Here is a 19,703-nt window from a genome sequence, read left to right as displayed (position 1 = left end):
TTCATGCGCTGCCCCAACCCTGCCAACACCGATAGCTGATAAAGGAATTCTTGCCCATGTCCGTCCGTCCTCACCAACCCACTCCCCTCGCGCTGGCCATCATGCTGGCCTTTGCCGCCCCCGCCAGCGCCCTGGCGCAACAGGCCGCCACCTTGCCTGCCGTCACCGTTTCGGCCAGCGCACTGGCCCTGGGCAGCGACGACATGAGCACGCCCGTGACCGTACTGGAAGGCGAGGAACTGGTGCGCGCCCGCGAAGCGACCCTGGGCGAAACCCTGGCAGGCCAGCCCGGCATCACGTCCAGCCATTTCGGCGCCGGCGCCAGCCGCCCCATCATCCGCGGCATGGATGGTCCCCGTGTGAAGATCCTGTCCGATGGTGCCGAAGTGCAGGATGCCTCGACCATCAGCCCCGACCATGCCGTCGCGGCCGAACCGATGCTGTCGGAACAGATTGAAGTCTTGCGCGGCCCGTCCGCATTGGCCTATGGCGGCGGCGCCGTCGGCGGCGTCGTCAATGTGATCGACAAGAAAATCCCCACGCGCGTGCCAGCCAAGGGCTTCGAAGGCAGCGCGGAAGTACGCGCCAACTCGGCAGCGCGCGACAAGGCGGGCGCCTTTGAAGTGACTGGCGGCTCCGGCAACATCGCCTTCCACGCGGAAGGCGTCAAGCGCGACGCGAAGGAATACAAGGTCGGCAGCGGCTGGGAAGGCGGCTCCAAAGTGGCCGGCAGCTACAACAAGACGGACACGGGCAGCGTGGGCGTGTCGTGGGTGGGTGAACGCGGCTTCCTGGGCCTGGCCTTCACCAGCCAGCATGCGGAATACGGCTTGCCTGGCCACAACCATGAATTCGAGAGCTGCCACCCGCATGGCACCCACCTGCACTGCGGCGGTCATGAAGGCCACGGCCACGGCGACGAAGAGGAACATGACCACGATCACGAGCATGAAAGCGTGCCCTACGTGAAACTGAAGAGCGAGCGCTGGGATGTGCGCGGCGAATTGCGCGACCCCGTGCCCGGCTTCGCCAAGCTGCGCCTGCGCGCGTCGTTTACCGATTACAAGCACGATGAAATCGAAGGCAGGCAAATCGCCACCACATTTAAAAACAAGGGCCACGACGCGCGCCTGGAAATGGAACACCATCCCGTCTTCGGCTGGCGCGGCGTGGTCGGCCTGCAAACGTCGAAGCGCGATTTCTCCGCCCTGGGCGAGGAAGCCTACGTGGCGCCGACGGTCACGAAGAAGCACGCCGCCTTCCTCGTGGAGGAATACAAGCTCGACCAATGGCGCTTCGAGGCGGGCTTGCGCCACGAATGGCAAGACATCGCGGTCGACAGCGCCACCTTGCAGGACCGCAGCGCCAAGGGCACGTCGGTCTCGCTGGGCGCCGTGTGGAAATTCGCGCCCCAGTATTCGCTCGGTTCGACCATTTCGCGCACCCACCGCCTGCCCAGCGCCGAGGAACTGTATGCGCACGGCGTGCACATGGCCACGGCCACGTATGAACTGGGCAATCAAAACCTGGGCAAGGAAACGTCGAACAATATCGACTTGACCTTGCGCAAATATGCGGGCGCCACGACCTTCTCGGCCAGCGCCTACCGCAACAAGGTCGACAACTACATCTTCGGCAGCACGCTGGACAGCCATGAAGGCTTCCAGCTGATCCAGTACGCCCAGCGCGACGCCACGTTCACGGGCGTGGAAGGGCAAGTGCGCCAGCAACTGAACCCCATGTTCGGCGCCAGCGTGTTCGGCGACTACGTGCGGGCCAAGCTGGCCAACAATGGTGGCAACTTGCCGCGCATTCCGGCCCAGCGTTTTGGCGTGAAGGTCGATGCCAACTGGCAGGCATGGAGCGGCGTGGCCGAGTTCTACCGTGTGGGCAAGCAAGACAAGGTGGCCGCGTTCGAAACGGCAACCCCGGGCTACAACATGCTGAACCTGTCCGCCAACTACGACACGCGCATCGGCACGACGCCGGCCCAGTTCTACATCAAGGCGAACAACCTGACGAACGAACTGGCGTACAGCCACACTTCATTCATCAAGAATGCGGCGCCTTTGACGGGGCGCAATGTCACCGTCGGCATGCGTGTGACTTTCTAAGCTGCTTGAAACGTAGGTCGGCTTAGCGCGCAAGCGCGTAAGCCGACAACACCATGGTCCGGACAACTGCTGGGGTCAGACCCGTCCGGGGGAATTTTTTCCAATGGGGAAAATTCCACTCCCGAAGGGACTGCCCCCGGATTTCCGCTGAGTATGCATCGCATTATTCCGTCGCTCCGATCAAATCTATCCTGTCCGTGCAAAACCCATCCACGCCCCAGGCCAGCAGCTCACTGGCCCGTTCGGGCGTGTTGACGGTGTAGCAGAACAGTCCCAATCCCTCCTCTTTGACTGCCAGCGCCAGCGCGCGCGTCAGTTGCGTGTGGTCGCAATGGAGCGCTACCACATCCAGTTCCTTCACCGTGCGCGCCCAATCGTCCGGTATCCGTTCGACCAGCCAGCCGCGCGCCAGTTCCGGTGCCGCCTGGCGCGCCGCTTCCAGGGCGGCGATGCTGAACGACGAGAGCAAGGGCAATAACTCTCCTTCAGCAATTTCCTTTGCAAAATAATCGCGCGTGGCCTGCGCCACCGTCTCGCCCGTCGGCACGTCGAAGCCGGGCGCCGGCTTGATCTCGATATTCATCCAGATGTGCTGCGCCTTGCAATACGCCGCCACGGCCTCGAACGTGGGCACGCCCTCGCCCGCAAACTGCGGGCCGAACCAGGCGCCCGCCTCCATCGTTCCCAGCTGTGCGGCCGTGTAATCGTTGACGTGGCCGCTGCCGGCCACCGTGCGGCCCAGCTCGGGGTCGTGCACGACGACGGGCACGCCGTCGGACGCCAGCATGACGTCGAATTCCACGGCGCGGTAGCCGTAGGCCAGGCCGCAGCGCAGGGCGGCCAGGGTGTTTTCAGGCGCCAGGGTGCCGCCGCCGCGGTGCGCCAGGGTGCGTGGATAGGGCCACATGAGGAATCCTTTATAGCAAAGACTGTCTTGCCATACTATCCCGCGCCCATCGCGAAAAGTAAAGCGGCCCCGTTTGGCGGCGCGACGCTGCGAATGGCGACGCGCCGGCCCCGTTTCGTCGCAGCCCTGTTGCGCCCTGGCCTGCGCTGGCACACAATGCCCCATCGCTACCAGCAGACACTTCCATGAACTCAGACGCCCCTTCCGCCGACGCCCCCGCCAGACGCCGCTTTCCCTACTACCGCATGCTGCTCGACTCTCGCTATGCGCTGGTGCTGAACGCGATCTGCGCGCTGGTCATTACCTTCATCCTCAATCCGGGCAGCCATTTCGGACAAAACCTGATCGCCTCGATGTGCATCGGCACGATCGCATTCCTGCTGATCGACGGCATGCGCCTGACTTTATGGGGTGCGGACCAGCGGCCCAGACTCCTGCCCTTCATGCTCATCATCCTGCTATCCGTGCCCGTGGCGCAAATGCTGGGCCTGGTTCTGTTCGGCTGGCTGACGGGTGTGGACGTGGGCGGCTTCGACAAGCTGTTGCCCACGCAAATGATGGGCACGCTCGTGTTCACCCTGCTGGCCACGGGCGGCGCCGTGCTGTTTTTCTCCAGCCGCGAAAAGATTGCCCGGCTGCAAATGGTGGCCGCCGAGGAAAAGGCCCGCGCCGAATCCGTGGCGCGCCAGGCCATGCAGGCGCAGCTGCAACTGCTGCAGGCGCAGATCGAGCCGCACATGCTGTTCAACACCTTGGCCAACCTGCAGGGCCTGATCAGCTTTGATCCGGACCGCGCCCAGCTGCTGCTCGACCAGCTGATCCAGTATCTGCGCGCCACCTTGAGTTCCTCGCGCGCCGGGTCCACCACCCTCGCGCAGGAGTTTTCCCTGATGCAAGCCTACCTGGGACTGATGTCGATACGCATGGGTGCGCGCTTACGCTTTACGCTGGACTTGCCCGAGGCCTTGCGCAATATCAAGGTGCCGCCCATGCTGCTGCAGCCGCTGGTGGAAAATGCCATCCAGCACGGCCTGGAACCGAAGATAGAAGGCGGCCATATCCACGTGCAGGCGTCCACGGACGGCGGCGCGCTGGTGCTGACCGTCAGCGACGATGGTCTGGGCCTCGACCATCCGGGCCAGACCAAGGGCACGCAGCTGGGCGTGGCGAATATCCGTGAACGGCTGCACGGCATGCATGGCGATGCCGCCAGCCTGTCGCTGGCCCCCAACACACCGGCAGGCGTCATCGCCCGCCTTCAATTACCGATACACTCCACCACCGCGAGCCCCACGCCATGACAAGTTCCCCCCCGCGCGCCCTGATCGCCGAAGACGAACCCATACTCGCCGCCGCCCTCGCGCATGCCCTGCGCCGGCTATGGCCGGAACTCGACATCGTTGCCACCTGCGCCAATGGCGTGGAAGCCTTGCAGCAAGGCCTGGCGCTGCAGCCCGACATACTATTTCTCGACATCAAGATGCCGGGCAAGACAGGCCTGGAAGCGGCCGAGGAACTGGCGGAGCAGTGGCCGGACGGCGTCGCGTTCCCCCATATCGTGTTTGTTACCGCCTACGACGAATATGCGCTGGCCGCCTTTGAGCACGCGGCCGCCGATTACGTCTTAAAACCCGTCAACGATGCGCGCCTGGCCAAGACGGTGGAACGCTTGCAGCAACGCCTGCGCGACAGCGCCGGCGCCAGCGGGAGAGCAACGCCAGCGGCGGCAGCGGCGGCAGCCACTGCGGCGGCGCCGGTGGTGGCAACCGTCACAGCGGCCCCCAGCGACGACAACCTGGCCCGACTGCTGGCCCAGTTGCAGGCCATGGTGCCGCCCGCGCCGCGCCTGCAAATGATACGGGCGGCCGTAGGCAACAGCGTGCGCATGATCGCGCTGGCCGACGTCGTGTATTTCGAGGCGCTGGACAAATACATCAACGTCGTGTGCCAGGACAGCGAAGCGCTGATACGCACGAGCCTGAAGGAACTTTTGCCCCAGCTGGACCCGCAACAATTCTGGCAAATCCACCGGGGCACCATCGTCAATGCCAGCGCCATCGCCACGGCCGTGCGCGACGAGGCGGGCAAGCTGTCGCTGACCCTACGCCAGCATCCGGCGCAACTGCGTGTCAGCCCTTTATATGCCCATCTGTTCCGGCAGATGTAGCGCGCAGGAGCCAGGTTCTAGTGGAGCTGATGCTTCAGGTCCGATAGTTCATCGTGGACCTTGAGCACGGCGCTCTTCATTTCCGGCGTCACGCTGGTCGCCGTGCCGCACGCCCGTTTGGCGCGGTCGCCCAGCGATTCCATCTGGTCGACGGCTTGGCGGATGCGCGCATCGTCCTGCGTGTCGATGGCTTGCCGCACGGCGCTCTTTTGCTGGTCCAGCTGATTGATGCAATCCTTCAAGTCCATCGGCATGCCCTGCTGCTTGCCGCACAACTGGGCCGCCTGGCCGATCGCGTGTTCGATGGCGCCAAAGCGCCGTGCCACTTCCTTTACCTGCATCATGATCTGTCCTCCCATGGTATCGAGAGTTGGATCGTCAGGCCGGCCCAAGGTTCCCCGCCACGCGCCATGGCGTTGAAATTTCCATGGTGCACTTTTTTGTAAGCGCTTGTGACATTCTAGATAATTATCAAATCCTTCAGATACATTGGCGTACCTGAACCACCATGCCCTCCATGACCTCGCTGCCACCCCTGCCCCGCCGCGCTCCCGGCCTGCTGCTGATCGTCCTGCTGCACGCGGGGCTGGCCTATGTGATCCTGCAGTCGCGCCCCCGCCTTGCCGTTGACGAGCACTTGCCGCAGGGCCCGGCCATCGCCTGGCTGCGCCACACGCCCCCTGCGCCGCCCAAGCCGATAGCCTTGCGCAGCGCAAAACCGGCCGCTGAACATGTGCCGCGCCGAACCATACCGGCACCCGTCAGCCGCCCCCTGCCCCCGCCCGCCGCCGAGCCGGCGCCAGCACCGGCAATGGCGGAAGCGATCACGGCGCCGCCAGCGCCCAGCGCCGCCGATATCCTGGCGCAAGCCAAGCGCGACGTGGGCAAGATCGACAAGGATTTACGCAAGGAATTCCCGAAGCGGGGAGAACAGAAACTGGACGACACCGCCTTCAAGCGCATGCAGCAAGGCTTTGCCGAAGCCTACGCAGCCGTGCCGCCGAAATGGTACGAGGCATCGAAAATCGAGGAAGTGGGCGCGAATGAGGCCAGGGGCAGCCGCACGTATAAAATCACCAGCGCGCTGGGCACCTTGTGCGTGACCACGCGCGCGGGCAAGCAGGGGGAAACGATGATCGGCAACTGCCCCAAATAGCCGGGCTCAGCCCACCGCTTCGCGCGCGCCCAGCGGCTGCAGATGGCGCAGGCGCAAGGCGATCAGCACGCCGCCGCTCAGGCATACGCCCAGCATGATGATGACGCCCGTCCAGCCGTCGAAGCCCCACATCATGCCCGAGGCGGAACCGATCAGGCTTGACCCCAAATAATAGAACAGCAGATAGAAGGCCGAGGCCAGCGCCTGCGGCGCGCGGGCGCGGCGGCTGACCCAGCTGCTGGCGATCGAATGCGAGGCAAAGAAACCGAACGTGGCCAGCGCCATGCCGATGACGATCAGCGGCAGCGAGTCGAACAGGGTCAATACAATGCCACTGAGCATCACCGACAGCATGATCCACAGCACGCCCCGGCGCCCCAGCCGGTCCACCAGGCGGCCCGCCCAGACGGAACTGAAGATGCCGATCAGGTACAGAAAGGCCAGCAAACCGACGGTGCTCTGGCGCAAGCCAAATGGTGCGGCCAGCAAGCGGTAGCCGATGTAGTTATACAGGCTGACGAAACAGCCCATCAGCACGAACGCCAGACAGAACAGCCATGGCAAGCCCTGATCGGAAAAATGTTGCTTGATCGCGTGCGGCAATGCATTCCAGCCTTTGGTACTGGGCACGAAATTTTTCGACGCAGGCAGGCTGCGCCAGAATTCCGCCGCCGCCAGCACGCCGGCCACGCCCAGCACGCCCAGGGCCCAGCGCCACGACAGGAAATCGCTGAGCATGGAAGCGATCAGCCGTCCCGACATGCCGCCAAACGCGCTGCCTGCAATATATAGCCCCATCGACAATCCCAGCGACGGCCCCTCGATTTCCTCGCCCAGGTAAGCCATGGCCACGGCCGGCATGCCGCCCAAGGCGATGCCCAGCGCCGCGCGGATGGCCAGCAGTTGCGCATAATCCTGGGCGAAGGCGGACAAGATCGTCAATATCGCGGCGGAAAACATCGACGCCACCATCAGCGGCTTGCGTCCCACCCGGTCCGAGACGGCGCTCAGCAGCACCAAGGAGATGGCCAGCAAGCCGCTCGACACGGACAACGACCAGCTGCTTTGCGCGGGCGTCAAATGAAACTGCTGCGACAGCAGCGGAAACAGCGGTTGTATGCAATACAGCAGGCTGAAGGTGGAAAAGCCGCCAAAGAACAGGGCGCGGTTGCTGCGCTTGAATTCGATCGAGCCCTTGGCGATGGCCGTGCGGGGCGCGTGTGCGGCGGGAGAAACCGGGATGGCAGACGAGGTGGCGGGGGCAAAGGCAAGCGATGAATCAGACATGGCCGTGTTTCGGAAAGGAAGCGAGTCTTCATCTTAGGATTGCCAACTCATATCGTCCAATATATATTCAAGGCCCAACTCATACTTTTAAAATATTACTTATATGGAACTGCGCCACCTCCGTTACTTTGTCGCCGTTGCCGAAGAGCTGCACTTCACGCGCGCGGCCGAGCGCCTGCACATCGGCCAACCGCCGCTGAGCCAGCAGATCCAGGCGCTGGAGGCGGAACTCGGTGCGCAGTTGTTCGAGCGCAACAAGCGCTCCGTGCGGCTGACGCAGGCAGGCGCGCTGTTTCTCGACGATGCGCGGCGCATCCTGGCCCTGTCGGAACAGGCGGCCGTCACGGCGCGCCGGGCCCAGCGGGGCGAAGCGGGCGAATTGCGCATCGGTTTTACCTTTTCCACGCCGTTCACACCCTACTTCGCGACCGTCATCAACCGCTACCGCCAGCAATTCCCGCACGTCACCTTGACCTTGCATGAAATGGCGACATTGCATCAACTGGAAGCGATCTCGGGCAGGACGATGGACCTGGGTTTCGTGCGCCCGCCGGAAACGACGTACCCGGACGACATCCGCCTGACCGAATTGCGCCAGGACCCGCTGTTCCTCGTGCTGCCCGTCGCCCACGCGCTGGCGGCCAAGGACAGCATCGCGATTGCCGACATGGCGGGCGAAGGCTTTGTGATGTACCCCAAGGATGCGGGCACGGGGATTTATCCGCAGATCTTCCGCCTGTGCAAGGCCGCCGGCTTCGTGCCCCAGGTGACGCAGGAAGCGGGCGAGGCGTCGACCATCATCGGCCTGGTGGCGGCCGGCTGCGGCATTTCCGTGCTGCCCGCCTCGTTCGACCGCATCCGCATGGATGGCGTGTGCTACCGCCCAATCGCCGACCCGCAGGCGACCACCAGTCTGTTATTGGCACAACGGGAAGAAGAGACGTCGCCGCTGGTGGCGGCATTCGTCAAGCTGGCCGAGGAAGCGGCGCTGGAAGGGGGAGCGTAGGCCGGCGTGTCGGCTTACGCTGCGGCTGTGCCGCAGCTAAGCCGACCTACGGGACGCACGCCGGCGTAGGTCGGATTAGCGGTGGCGAAGCCGCCGCGTCATCCGACACCAGCGGTCACGAATAATCCGCGTCCAGCTCCGAACCCGCGTAATTCTCCAGGTCCTCGAACAGGCTCTTCATGCTGGCCCGCGTGAGGATTTTCTGCACGACGGTGCAGCTGCGGCGGTAGGACGCGATGCGGTCGAGCAACACCGGGTGATGCTGCACGGGCACCTTGGCCACCAGGGCGGCCCAGCCTTCCTCGAAGTCGGGCTTGTTCTTGCGCACGGAACGCACGAAGCGTTCAAACTCCTTCTGCCCCGTGCGCGCCACGATGCGCCCGCCGCCTTCGATGGCGAAGATGATGGCCAGAGCGATGACGCCCTCGGCATTCAAATCGCTGTCGCTGACGGGGCCGTTGTCGTGGTGGCGGCGCAGCCAGCCGGCCAGGCGCACGACGGCTTGCACTTCCTTGCGCTGTTGCAACTGCAACGCATACTTTTCATAGCCGGCCCAGTTCTGGTTCGGATCGGCCTGGCAAATATCGATGAACAGCTCGCGCAGGCGCCGCTGCAGGTAGACGGGGTCCTGGTCGTATTCGCCGACGAGGGCGTCTTCCGGCAACTGCGACAGGTCCTTGATCAGGCGAAAGCCGACCTGGAACGCGTGCTCGGCGCCGTGCTCGACAAGGAAGTCGAGCGCGGCCTGGTCGCCCTCATGCGTGACGGCCTGCTCCAGGCCCAGCGACACGCCGCCCACAGTCAGGTACAGCGCCTTCTGGATGCCGTCGGCCGTGCGTTCATTCGTGAACTTCTCGGCCACCATGGCCGTGATGCCCGTCAATTCGTCGGCCAGGTTCAGCGCCGCGTCTTCGCGCGGGTCGCCCGGCAACAGCTTGATGGCGCGCACCAGGCGCGGAAGATTCTCTACAACAATTGCTGGCAGCATTAGTGATTCCCTGCTTTCATTACGAGAAGATGCCCGTGCCCAGGCTGCGGCGCGTGCTGGAACGCGGCGCGCTGCGCGTGCTCGGCACTTGCTTGCGCAGACGGTACAGCAATTCCTTGGTACTGCGCTGCAACATGGTCGGTTCTTCGTCCGGATCGTCCGAGTATTCCGCGTCGGCCAGGTCGGCGCTGTGGCGGAAGTCGGGGAACAGTTCGAACAGCGAGCGGTCCCAGCCGTCTTCATTCGCTTGCGCCAGTTCGATGGCCAGCGGCACGATATCGTTGTCGGACGACGTCACGCCCGTCACGTACGGTCCCTTGATGACGATTTCGCCCGCCACTTCGAGGATTTCCTTCGGCGCCATCGAGAACAAAATGGCGAACGCCGTGGCGCCCCAGTCGGTGGCGGATGCTTCGAGCAGCAGCTCGCGGCGGCGCTCGGCGTCGTCGGTGGAAAACACCACGCCGTGGATGTGCGCGAACAGCGCTTCGGCGATGCGCTCCGGATCATCCTCGATCTGGTCGTCGCTCCAGGTGGCGGCGATGAAGGCCAGGCTGTCGGCCCACGCTTTCGGCGGCACCAGCAGGGTGGCCAGCGACATCTTGCCGCCGTCGAAACCGGCCAGGTGCAGGGCCGTCACCTGCGGCGGGATGGAATTGAGCACTTCCACCACGGCCAGGTCGCCGTACTGGTCGGCCGCGTCCGCAAACGCCTGCTCGGCGTGGCCCAGCGAACCGGACAGCACCAATTCCGTGACCTGCTTCGTCAGCGCGGGCAGGTTGCTTTTTTGTTCATTATCGGCCATGGTCATCTCCATCCTGGTCAAACATCTGGGCGAAATCGTCGGTGGCTTCGTCTTCGTCGTGATCGTCGTCGCCGTCGTCATTGGCAGCCAGCTGGTCGAGCGACTGGTCGTCGTCGTCCCACAGGCGCGGATTCTTGTGCAGGAAGGCCGTGATGATGGCCTGACGCGCCAGGTCGGGGAAGCTTTCTTCGATGGCGGCGTACATCTTCGCCGCTTCCGGCGCGGCGCAGGCAGCCATGGAAAACACGCGGGCCGGGTCGCCGAACTCGTAGTCTTCGCTTTCGGCCAGCAAGCCCTTCGGGTCGCTGAAGGTGATGTGATCGACCAGCGCGAAGGCCAGCATGTTCACGTCTTCGATGCCGCCGCCGCTCGCGTACTCGCTCACCAGCGCGTCGACCATGCTTTTGTAGTTCTTGCGGTTCGGCGGGTCGCCAAGGATGCCGTCGATCTGGCCTTCCAGCTCGCGCGACTGGTACGCGAATTCAGGGTGTACTCTTCTCATGCTGTGCTTTCCAATGTGATGCGCGGCGCTGTTACATTAAAAGCGCCGTTGTTGTTGTTTTTAAAATCATCCGGACTGTACCGCGTCTCACAGAACCGTAGCGAGCGGCAGTGAGGCTCGGCGCCCCCGTTGGCCTAAGAAGCGCAACCGTACTTTAGTACGGTGAGCAATCGCAGGCCGCAAATCACGACGCGCAGTAGGTTATGTGAGACGCCCTCAATCGGCCGGTAGCACGGTGCCGTGAAGGCGGAACACGCCGCACCACAGGGCATAGGCTTCCGCTTCCGGATCGATGATGATGCGGTGGTTCACGCTCTGGTCGTATTCGGCGCGCTTGGCCGGGTCGGCCAGGATTTCATACGCCTTGGTGACGCTCTTGAAGCGCGCCTCGGCGCCGGGGGCCTGGTTGCGGTCGGGGTGGAAGCGCATGGCCAGCGAACGGTAAACCTTCTTGATTTCATCGTCGCTGGCATTGGGCGCGACACCGAGGACGTTATACAAATTTTCCATAAATGGCTCCGGGGTCACGTTTTGTTTGCTAATTAAAGGCGAATTATCCTATAGAACGGCGCCCGCGTCGCTTGCATGCTGGGATATGGGGCCAAATACGTGCTTATAAAGCGCTTGCGGTACGGTAAAATGCTTTTTACTGTCACTCTTCCGCATTGATCAATGAGCAACGATAAACCGAATACCGCCGCGCCAGCGCTGGCGCCCAATTTCTTGCGTAACATCATCGAAGCCGACCTGGCTGCCGGCGCGCACGTGCGTCCCGGCCTGCCCCAGGTGATCACGCGTTTCCCGCCGGAGCCTAACGGCTACCTGCACGTGGGCCACGCCAAGTCGATCTGCGTCAACTTCGGCCTGGCGCGCGATTACGCCGGCCAGTGCAACCTGCGCTTCGACGACACCAATCCGGCCAAGGAAGAGCAGGAATACGTCGACACCATCATGGACAGCGTGAAATGGCTGGGCTTTGACTGGGAGCCGAAGACTGCCGATGGCCAGAGCCACCTGCACTACGCGAGCGATTATTTCGACCAGCTGTACGCGATGGCCGAGTACCTGATCACGGCCGGCTTTGCCTACGTGGACAGCCAGAGCGCCGAAGACATGGCCGCCAACCGCGGCAATTTCGGCCAGGCCGGCAAGAATTCGCCGTTCCGCGACCGTCCGCGCGACGAATCGCTGGCCCTGTTCCGCGCCATGAAGGCGGGCCAGTTCAAGGATGGCGAGCACATCCTGCGCGCAAAGATGAGCGAAGATGCCATGAGTTCGCCGAACATGAACTTGCGCGACCCGGCCATCTACCGCATCCGCCACGCGCACCACCACCGCACGGGCGACGCCTGGTGCATCTATCCGATGTACGACTACACGCACCCGATCTCGGACGCGCTGGAAAACATCACGCATTCGATCTGCACGCTGGAATTCCAGGATCACCGCCCGTTCTACGACTGGCTGCTGGAAACCCTGTCGGCCGGCGGCTTCTTCCAGCAACCGGTGCCGCGCCAGTTCGAGTTCTCGCGCCTGAACCTGACGTACATCGTCACCAGCAAGCGCAAGCTGCGCCAGCTGGTGGAAGAACACATCGTCGACGGCTGGGACGACCCGCGCATGCCGACCCTGGTGGGCATGCGCCGCCGCGGCTACACGCCGGAAGCGATTCAACTGATGTGCGAACGCACGGGCGTGACGAAATCGGACGGCTGGATCGACTATAGCGTGCTCGAAGGCTGTTTGCGCGAAGACCTGGACCCGAAGGCGCCGCGCACGGTGGCCGTGCTGCGTCCGCTGAAGTTGATTATTGACAACTTCCCCGAAAACGAGAGCGTCGAGTGCACGGCGCCCGTGCACCCGCACTTCCCGGAACGGGGCTTGCGCACCTTCCCCATCTCGCGCGAGCTGTGGATCGAGGAAGACGACTTCATGGAAGTGCCGAACAAGGGCTATTTCCGCCTGTATCCGCCCATCGACGACAAGCCGGGCAGCAAGGTTCGCCTGCGCTACGGCTATGTGATCGAGTGCACGGGCTTTGACAAGGATGCCGAAGGCAAGGTCATCGCCGTGCATTGCAACTATTTCCCGGACAGCAAGTCTGGCACGGAAGGCAGCGCCAACTACAAGGTCAAGGGCAATATGCACTGGGTCAGCGCGCCGACGGCGATTCCCGCCGAAGTACGCCTGTACGACCGCCTGTTTACGGACCCGCAGCCGGACGCGGGCGGCAAGGACTTCAAGCTGGCCTTGAACCCGCTGGCCAAGGAAGTGGTGCAGGCGTGGCTGGAACCGGGCGCGGAACTGGCCCAGCCGGAACAACGCTTCCAGTTCGAGCGCCACGGCTACTTCGCGGCCGACCGGGTCGACAGCCAGCCTGGCAAGCCCGTCTTCAACCGCATCGTCACACTGAAAGACAGCTGGCAGCCCGCAAAATAAGGCGCCGGACGACCCACAAAAAAACCGCTGCGGCGGTTTTTTTTCGTTTCAAGAACATATATCACACCAGAATATTGCCTGTTGACTACATTCACGATAATTTTGTATATTAGGCAGCTATTGAGCAATTTGCAATTTCAATAGCGCTTGTATAACACTGTCGCCCAGGCGGCCCCCGATTCCTCTTCCTGATGCGGATGGCGATGTCTTCTACTGCCAGCGAACACCCCTTATCTGCTGAAAAAAAACCGCTCTGGCTGCTCGGCTTCGTGATGTCGATGGTGGTGGGCTTGCTGTTCTACATGGCTGCCTCGCTGTCGATCGAAAACGACGCCAGCGACCTGTTCGACAATCTGGCCCGCAATACGCGGAAAAACATCGAATCGCGCGTCAAGTCGTATGCCAACCTGCTGCGCGGCACGGCCAGCCTGTTCCACGCCAACGCACACGTGAGCCGCGAGCAATTCCACCGCTACGTGGCAAACATTGCCCTTCAACAGAACTACCCGGGCGTGATGAATCTCAATTACAGCCAGGAACTCGACGACGCGCAGCGCGGCGCCTTCGAAGCGGCCATGCAGCGCGACTATCCGCCCGGGCGCGACGGCTATCCGGCGTTTGCCATCCATCCGCCCGCCCCGCGCGCCCACTATTCCGTGCTGGTGTACATCGAGCCGATTGCCAGCGCCCCGGAAAAGTATGGCAATGACATCGCCGCGCGCCCACTGATCGCGGAAATGCTGGCGCAGTCGCGCGATTCCGGGCAGGTCAGCAATTCCGGCGTGCCCGTGCCGATGGAAGGCCGGCCCCAATTGACAGGCATGGCCATGCGCCTGCCCGTGTACCGCTACGGCATGCCGGTCGATACGGTGGAGCAGCGGCGCGCCGCTTACCAGGGTTCCGTCGGCATCGGCTACGACCTGGTGACAATGATGCGCAGCGCGCTGGCCGACATGCCGGTGCGTAACGTGCGCCTGACCCTGTTCGATATCGGCCCCCAGGCGCGCGAAGCACTGAACTTGCCGCACGACATGCGTCCCATCTTCGACAGCACGACGGCGGGCATGCATGCGCCGTGGTGGCTGCCCGGCAGTTCGGGCCGCTACCTGAGCAGCACGATGCTGATCGAACACAATGGCCGCGTCTGGCAAGCGCTGTTCAGCGTGCGCAAGAGCGACCTGTATACGCGCTTCGACGCCTTCTTGCCATGGCTGGCCCTGCTGATCGGCTTTGCCAGCGCCATGCTGCTGTACATGCTGTTCCACACGCTGGCGTCGTCGCGCCGGCGCGCCATCCAGATGGCGACGGGCATGACGGAGGAATTGCGCGCCAGCCAGATCCGCCTGCAGCTGTCGCACCAGAAACTGCGCCGGCTGGCGGCCCACGCCGACCAGATCAAGGAAGAAGAGCGCAAGCGCATCGCGCGCGAAATCCACGACGACCTGGGACAAAACCTGCTGGTGCTGCGCATCGATGCGGACATGCTGGCCTCGCGCACGCAGCGCCGCCACCCGCGCCTGAACGCGCGCGCCCGCTCGACCCTGGAGCAGATCGACGCCACCATCAAGAGCGTGCGGCAGATCATCAACGACTTGCGCCCTACCGTGCTGGACCTGGGCGTGAATGCGGCCGTCGAATGGCAGGTGGCGCAATTTCGCCAGCGCACGGGCATCGCCTGCGAAGTGCATGAAAGCCATGGCGACATTTGCCTCAGCGACCAGTGCGCGACGGCCCTGTTCCGTATCCTGCAAGAGTCGCTCAGCAATATTTCCCAGCATGCGAATGCCAGCCGCGTGCATGTCAAGCTGGAAAAGTGCCGCGATACGGTATCGATGAGCATCAGCGACAACGGCGTGGGCGCGGCCATCGACGGGCGCAACAAGCTGGGCTCGTTTGGCCTGGTGGGCATCGAGGAACGCATCAAGTTGCTGGGCGGCACTTTCTACATCGAAAGCAGCCCCGGCGCCGGCATGAGCGTACACGTGAGCGTACCGCTGGGCGCGGACGCCACCGCGTTTCCCTACCAGGAAGAAAGCCGGGCCAGCAGTTGATCGGCGCCCGCCCGCATGAAGCAAGCTCAGCTTGCATATTTCGTAATTAGATGCAATATTGATGTTGAACAACTCAGCGCCCGCCCGCCATGGGCAGGCATTCCTCGACTACTTGCCAGGAGTACACACCCGCCGCCTTCCCTTGTTTCACCGTATTTCCCACAACGCTCTTTACAAAAGGACATTCATGGATACGAACGACAGTTTCAAAGCAATTGCCGATTTGAATTTGGACGCGATCAAGGTCAAGCTGATGCACCGGGAGTCAGGCGAAGGATGGAGCCTGGAAAAGGCAAATGCGGTGGAATTTGAATACCGCCGCTTCCTGATCCTGATGAAACAGTTTCCGGAGGAAGAAACGGCGCCACTGATGGATGTCGATACTTTCTGGCACTACCACATCCTCGACACCCTGAAATATGCGGCGGACTGCGAGCAGGTGTTCGGTTACTTCCTCCATCACTTTCCGTACATCGGCTTGCGCGGCGAAGACGACGAAGCGGCGCACCATCGCGTGGGCGAGCGCATGAAGCAGTTGTATGAGCAGACGTTCGGAGAAGATTATATCCGCGCAGAAACGGCGTATTCGGGGCGCGCCGTACAGGCGGCGTATTCGGGACGTGCGGTACAGGCAGCGTATTCGGGACGCGCGGTACAAACAGCATTTTCCAGTGCCGCGGTACAGGCCACCGCTTACTCGGGCCGGGCCGTGCAGACGGCGTTTTCCAGTGCGGCCGTGCAGGCGACGGCGTATTCGGGCCGCGCGACGGGCGCTGCCAGCACCGCGTTTTCCAGCGCGCCGGCCTCTCTGACCGCAGCGGTGGTCAAATCGTCTTCGACTGGCCTGGAACTGGGGCGCTTCTATGTCGATCGTCCGGTACTGAACCGCGACCCGCAATAGAACGGCGGAAAACAGATGTGGCTGCCGCACGCGGCAAGCCTGACTTACCCAGACGGCACCTCTCAGTTTGCCGTCTGTCAGGCGCTCTTAGGCAGCCATCAACTCGCGCAGTTCACGAATGCTGAAATCGCTGATTTCATGCATGCGGATGAGGATCGTGGCGCCGATCGGCAAGGTGTTGTGACGAATCTTGCTGATAACAGGTGGCGCCACTTCCAGAGCTCGCGACAAGGCGGCATCGTTTTTCAGTTGCAGCTTGTCGATGATCGCATCGAGGACGCGATTCGGGTTGTAGGTAGGCAAAGAAGTAATTTGTTTGAGAGACATGATCAAAAATCCGTACTTGTTGTATTAGAGCAAAAAGAAGCCGAATGCCTCTTTCGCTATAATTCAGGGTAAACACACTAAAAAGCGCCATCACTTATGCGGCTTTTACGCCACAAACAATATAATACACGCTATTGTTGATTTTTGCGTAACTTAAAGCAAAATTGTGATAATTGAAGAGAATTGACGCACTTGGAATGTGCTAGAGGATAACCCAAATCGGAAAAATTTGCTGCAAGTCATCAATTTTTACAATGAGGAACGCCGCTGCGCATGAGCCAGGCAATCGCCATGAGGGCGCCCAGGCGAGCGATTTCCGTCGATAAATGCCAGCCTTGCGCGACCACGCCGGCCGGGGTGGCCAAAAGGCAGTTGCATGAAAAATCGTCGATGCGGCACCAGGCCAGTTGCCGGCGAATTTCATCGGGCGGCGGCGGCGGCTGCAGCGCACGTTCGCGCCGGCGCATATACGCGCGGACCTGCTCCTTGCTGGGGTGACTCGTAGCTCGCATGGCTCGCTCCTGCTGACGGGAAACAGCGTCGCGCTAATTGTAGATGCCGAGCCCGCCACAAGAGCCCGGACGCGTGACGACATTGCTCACCATATCGCCAGCGCGCCATGACACGTTTGCGCTGCATCAAATCGCACGGTCCCGGCGTTGCGCCGCAGCCCGTGCTGCCCCGCGACCTGACGGCCAGAGGCACAGCACGCCATTTTTATTTCTTTTGCTGACGCACGCGCTGTTGTTGTTTTTCCTGCGTTTGCTGACGGTTCTGCTTGCGCTCGAACAGGGCGACCGCATCTTTCTTGGCTTGCTCCACGGTACGCATTTCCTCATGCGCATCGTGCGGGACAAAAAATTCGGCGTCCTGCGCCGCCACGACCAGCTTGATGGCGGCATCGTCATCGAGGTCGTACAATTCCGTCAGGACGGTGGTGACCTCGTCCAGGTATGCTTCGTAAGTGAGGGTGCTCATGCTGTCTTCCTTAAGTGAGTGGCGCAACGCGGGAACGGCGCGCTGCGCGCCGGCCCAGCAAAGTGCGCAGATAACCGGCCATTTTACCCGATGCGGCCCCCGCCGGCTGCCAGCGCCTGCAAGGCATCGGCCACGCGCGCGTAGCGCAGGCGCACGCCCAGCTCGCGCTTGATGCGCGTATTGTGCAGGCGGCGCGATTCGGACATGAACGACAGCAGCATCGGCGTGACCACTTGCCGCAGCTCGGCACGGGGCAGGCGCGGCGGGCGCGGCAGCCCAAACGTATCGGCCACGGCATCGAAATACTCGGCCATTTTGAGTTCGCTGTCATCGCTGGCGTGATACACGCGTCCCGGCTTGCCATGCCACAAGGCCCGTTCGATGATGCGCGCCAGGTCATCGGCATGGATATGGTTGGTGTACACGTCGTCATCCGCGGCCAGGGCCGGCGTGCCTTCGCGCAAACGTTTCAGGGGCAGGCGGTCTTCCGCATAGATGCCCGGCACGCGCAGGATGGCCACCGTGGCGCCGCGGCGCGCGCCCCAGCCACGCAAGACCTGTTCGGCGTCGACGCGCCGCTTCGCGCGCGCATTGGCGGGCGCCACAGGCCGCGTTTCATCGACCCAGGCGCCGCCGCAATCGCCGTACACGCCGCTGGTACTCACATACACCATGCGGGCATGCTCGGGTAAAATGGCGGCCAGATTGCGCGTGCGCCGGTCCAGCAAGCCCGACGACAGGGGCGGCGCCAGGTGCACCACGTACGGCGCCAGTCCCGCCAGCCGTTTCAGGCTGGCGCGGTCGTCGAGATTGGCCACGATGGGCACGGCGCCGGCCGCGCGCAGCTGCGCGCAGCGGGCCGGCTGGCTGGTGACGGCAAAGACGCGAAAACGCGCGCGCAGCAGGGGCAGCAGCCGCATGCCGACGTCGCCGCAACCGAGGATCAGCAGGCGCGGCAGGCCCACCGGCTTGCGCAAAGAGTGCATTAACATATTTTTCATCTCAAGGATTGTATGACTTTTCAAGTTACTGTTCAGCCCAGCGGCCACCAGTTCAGCTGCGAAGCGGACGAAACCGTGCTGGCGGCGGCGATACGCGCCGGCGTGGGCTTGCCGTATGGCTGTAAAAATGGCGCCTGCGGCTCGTGCAAGGGCAAAGTGCTTGCCGGCACCGTCCAGCACAAGGCGCACCAGCAGCGCGCCCTGACGCCGGAAGAGGAAGCTGCCGGCTTTTCCCTGTTCTGCTGCGCCACCACGGAAGCCGACCTCGTCATCGAAGCGCGCGAAGTGGCGGGCAGCAGCGACTACCCGATCAAGAAAATGCCGTCGCGCGTGACCACCATCGAGAAGGTCGCCCCCGACGTCGTCGTGCTGACCCTGCAGTTGCCGGCCAGCGAGCGCCTCAACTACCGCGCCGGACAGTATATCGAAATCATGTTGCGTGACAACAAACGCCGCAGCTACAGCATGGCCAGCGCGCCCGCCGAAGGCGGTCCCGTGACCCTGCACATCCGCCACCTGCCGGGCGGCCTGTTCACCGACCAGGTGTTCGGCACGATGAAGGAGCGCGACATCCTGCGCTTCGAAGGCCCGATGGGCACCTTCTTCCTGCGCGAAGACTCCGACAAGCCCGTCGTGCTGCTGGCCTCGGGCACGGGCTTTGCCCCGCTGAAAGCCATCGTCGAGCACATGATCAGCGAGCGCTCCCCGCGCCCGATCACCCTGTACTGGGGCGGCCGCCGTCCGCACGACCTGTACATGGACGCGCTGTGCCGCCAGTGGGCCGCCGACTTGCCGCAGTTCACCTATGTGCCCGTCGTCTCGGAAGCCTTGCCGGAAGACGAATGGCGCGGCCGCACGGGCTTCGTGCACCAGGCCGTCATCGCCGACTTGCCCGACATGTCCGCATATCAGGTGTATGCCTGCGGCGCGCCCGTGATGGTCGATGCGGCCCACCGCGATTTCGTGCAATTGTGCCGGCTGCCAGCCGACGAGTTCTACGCCGACGCTTTCACGACGGAAGCCGACCTGGCCAAGTAAGCATCCAGACAGCGGGGTGCTGCTGGCGCGGCATCC

Annotated in this window: 20 protein-coding genes; 9 read left to right on the top strand and 11 right to left on the bottom strand. The window is 63.0% G+C overall.

The window, feature by feature from the left end; all coding sequences use genetic code 11:
• Positions 1-56: 56 nt before the first annotated feature.
• Positions 57-2,114: a TonB-dependent receptor domain-containing protein gene (locus AC3RCG_RS07265; RefSeq protein WP_070221862.1), complete on the top strand. Its 2,058-nt coding sequence runs from the start codon at positions 57-59 to the stop codon at positions 2,112-2,114.
• Between the two features lie 163 nt (positions 2,115-2,277).
• Here AC3RCG_RS07265 and ugpQ read toward each other — a convergent pair whose 3' ends face one another.
• Positions 2,278-3,021: a glycerophosphodiester phosphodiesterase gene (ugpQ, locus tag AC3RCG_RS07260; protein ID WP_070221863.1), complete on the bottom strand. Its 744-nt coding sequence runs from the start codon at positions 3,019-3,021 to the stop codon at positions 2,278-2,280.
• 185 nt (positions 3,022-3,206) lie between these two features.
• On the opposite strand from ugpQ, the gene AC3RCG_RS07255 reads away from it, so the two are divergent.
• Both AC3RCG_RS07255 and AC3RCG_RS07250 read left to right on the top strand, forming a co-directional pair.
• Positions 3,207-4,322, top strand: a complete 1,116-nt coding sequence (locus AC3RCG_RS07255) for a sensor histidine kinase (protein ID WP_070221864.1) — start codon at positions 3,207-3,209, stop codon at positions 4,320-4,322.
• Positions 4,319-5,188: a LytR/AlgR family response regulator transcription factor gene (locus AC3RCG_RS07250; protein WP_492405188.1), complete on the top strand. Its 870-nt coding sequence runs from the start codon at positions 4,319-4,321 to the stop codon at positions 5,186-5,188. Before AC3RCG_RS07255 ends, AC3RCG_RS07250 begins: the two co-directional genes overlap by 4 nt.
• 17 nt (positions 5,189-5,205) lie before the next feature.
• Here AC3RCG_RS07250 and AC3RCG_RS07245 read toward each other — a convergent pair whose 3' ends face one another.
• A complete protein-coding gene (locus AC3RCG_RS07245) occupies positions 5,206-5,532 on the bottom strand; it encodes a hypothetical protein (protein WP_070221866.1) in 327 nt (108 codons plus the stop codon).
• Positions 5,533-5,696: 164 nt separating this feature from the next.
• On the opposite strand from AC3RCG_RS07245, the gene AC3RCG_RS07240 reads away from it, so the two are divergent.
• Complete coding sequence (locus AC3RCG_RS07240; protein WP_121668643.1) at positions 5,697-6,344, top strand: hypothetical protein; 648 nt, start codon at positions 5,697-5,699, stop codon at positions 6,342-6,344.
• A gap of 6 nt (positions 6,345-6,350) precedes the next feature.
• Here the strand turns inward: AC3RCG_RS07240 and AC3RCG_RS07235 are convergent, their stop codons facing one another.
• Positions 6,351-7,631 (bottom strand): MFS transporter, encoded by a 1,281-nt coding sequence (locus tag AC3RCG_RS07235; RefSeq protein WP_492405190.1) that lies wholly within the window; start codon positions 7,629-7,631, stop codon positions 6,351-6,353.
• A 103-nt stretch (positions 7,632-7,734) separates the two neighbouring features.
• On the opposite strand from AC3RCG_RS07235, the gene AC3RCG_RS07230 reads away from it, so the two are divergent.
• Positions 7,735-8,637: a LysR family transcriptional regulator gene (locus AC3RCG_RS07230; RefSeq protein ID WP_492405192.1), complete on the top strand. Its 903-nt coding sequence runs from the start codon at positions 7,735-7,737 to the stop codon at positions 8,635-8,637.
• A gap of 115 nt (positions 8,638-8,752) precedes the next feature.
• Here the strand turns inward: AC3RCG_RS07230 and AC3RCG_RS07225 are convergent, their stop codons facing one another.
• From AC3RCG_RS07225 to AC3RCG_RS07210, 4 genes are all read right to left on the bottom strand, one after another.
• Positions 8,753-9,625, bottom strand: a complete 873-nt coding sequence (locus tag AC3RCG_RS07225; RefSeq protein ID WP_070288596.1) for a hypothetical protein — start codon at positions 9,623-9,625, stop codon at positions 8,753-8,755.
• A gap of 19 nt (positions 9,626-9,644) precedes the next feature.
• Positions 9,645-10,430, bottom strand: coding sequence for a hypothetical protein (locus AC3RCG_RS07220; RefSeq protein ID WP_070288595.1), 786 nt, complete (start codon positions 10,428-10,430; stop codon positions 9,645-9,647).
• Complete coding sequence (locus tag AC3RCG_RS07215; protein WP_101484147.1) at positions 10,420-10,932, bottom strand: hypothetical protein; 513 nt, start codon at positions 10,930-10,932, stop codon at positions 10,420-10,422. The genes AC3RCG_RS07220 and AC3RCG_RS07215 overlap by 11 nt, the downstream gene beginning before the upstream one ends.
• A 216-nt stretch (positions 10,933-11,148) precedes the next feature.
• A complete protein-coding gene (locus AC3RCG_RS07210; protein ID WP_010395442.1) occupies positions 11,149-11,442 on the bottom strand; it encodes a DnaJ domain-containing protein in 294 nt (97 codons plus the stop codon).
• A 162-nt stretch (positions 11,443-11,604) separates the two neighbouring features.
• Between AC3RCG_RS07210 and AC3RCG_RS07205 the strand changes: the two genes are divergently transcribed.
• The 3 genes from AC3RCG_RS07205 to AC3RCG_RS07195 all read left to right on the top strand — a co-directional run bounded on the left by AC3RCG_RS07205 (position 11,605) and on the right by AC3RCG_RS07195 (position 16,323).
• Positions 11,605-13,371, top strand: a complete 1,767-nt coding sequence (locus AC3RCG_RS07205; RefSeq protein WP_070221375.1) for a glutamine--tRNA ligase/YqeY domain fusion protein — start codon at positions 11,605-11,607, stop codon at positions 13,369-13,371.
• A gap of 203 nt (positions 13,372-13,574) precedes the next feature.
• Positions 13,575-15,422 carry a CHASE domain-containing protein gene (locus AC3RCG_RS07200; RefSeq protein WP_492405196.1) on the top strand — a complete coding sequence of 616 codons (1,848 nt, stop codon included), beginning with the start codon at positions 13,575-13,577 and terminating at the stop codon, positions 15,420-15,422.
• Between the two features lie 61 nt (positions 15,423-15,483).
• Complete coding sequence (locus AC3RCG_RS07195; protein WP_343216245.1) at positions 15,484-16,323, top strand: glycine-rich domain-containing protein; 840 nt, start codon at positions 15,484-15,486, stop codon at positions 16,321-16,323.
• An 87-nt stretch (positions 16,324-16,410) separates the two neighbouring features.
• Here the strand turns inward: AC3RCG_RS07195 and AC3RCG_RS07190 are convergent, their stop codons facing one another.
• The 4 genes from AC3RCG_RS07190 to AC3RCG_RS07175 all read right to left on the bottom strand — a co-directional run bounded on the left by AC3RCG_RS07190 (position 16,411) and on the right by AC3RCG_RS07175 (position 18,629).
• Positions 16,411-16,650, bottom strand: coding sequence for a hypothetical protein (locus tag AC3RCG_RS07190; RefSeq protein WP_029496207.1), 240 nt, complete (start codon positions 16,648-16,650; stop codon positions 16,411-16,413).
• Between the two features lie 242 nt (positions 16,651-16,892).
• Positions 16,893-17,117 carry a hypothetical protein gene (locus AC3RCG_RS07185; protein WP_492405198.1) on the bottom strand — a complete coding sequence of 75 codons (225 nt, stop codon included), beginning with the start codon at positions 17,115-17,117 and terminating at the stop codon, positions 16,893-16,895.
• Between the two features lie 250 nt (positions 17,118-17,367).
• A complete protein-coding gene (locus AC3RCG_RS07180; RefSeq protein ID WP_070221371.1) occupies positions 17,368-17,628 on the bottom strand; it encodes a hypothetical protein in 261 nt (86 codons plus the stop codon).
• Between the two features lie 83 nt (positions 17,629-17,711).
• A complete protein-coding gene (locus AC3RCG_RS07175; RefSeq protein ID WP_070221370.1) occupies positions 17,712-18,629 on the bottom strand; it encodes an SDR family oxidoreductase in 918 nt (305 codons plus the stop codon).
• A gap of 12 nt (positions 18,630-18,641) precedes the next feature.
• Between AC3RCG_RS07175 and AC3RCG_RS07170 the strand changes: the two genes are divergently transcribed.
• Positions 18,642-19,667, top strand: coding sequence for a CDP-6-deoxy-delta-3,4-glucoseen reductase (locus tag AC3RCG_RS07170; protein ID WP_409027067.1), 1,026 nt, complete (start codon positions 18,642-18,644; stop codon positions 19,665-19,667).
• The last annotated feature ends 36 nt before the right edge of the window (positions 19,668-19,703 follow it).

It is taken from the genome of Janthinobacterium sp. GW823-FHT01H08 (assembly GCF_058797855.1).
The sequence above is the reverse complement of the archived record's forward strand: the minus strand, read 5'-3'. Positions and strand labels throughout refer to the sequence as shown.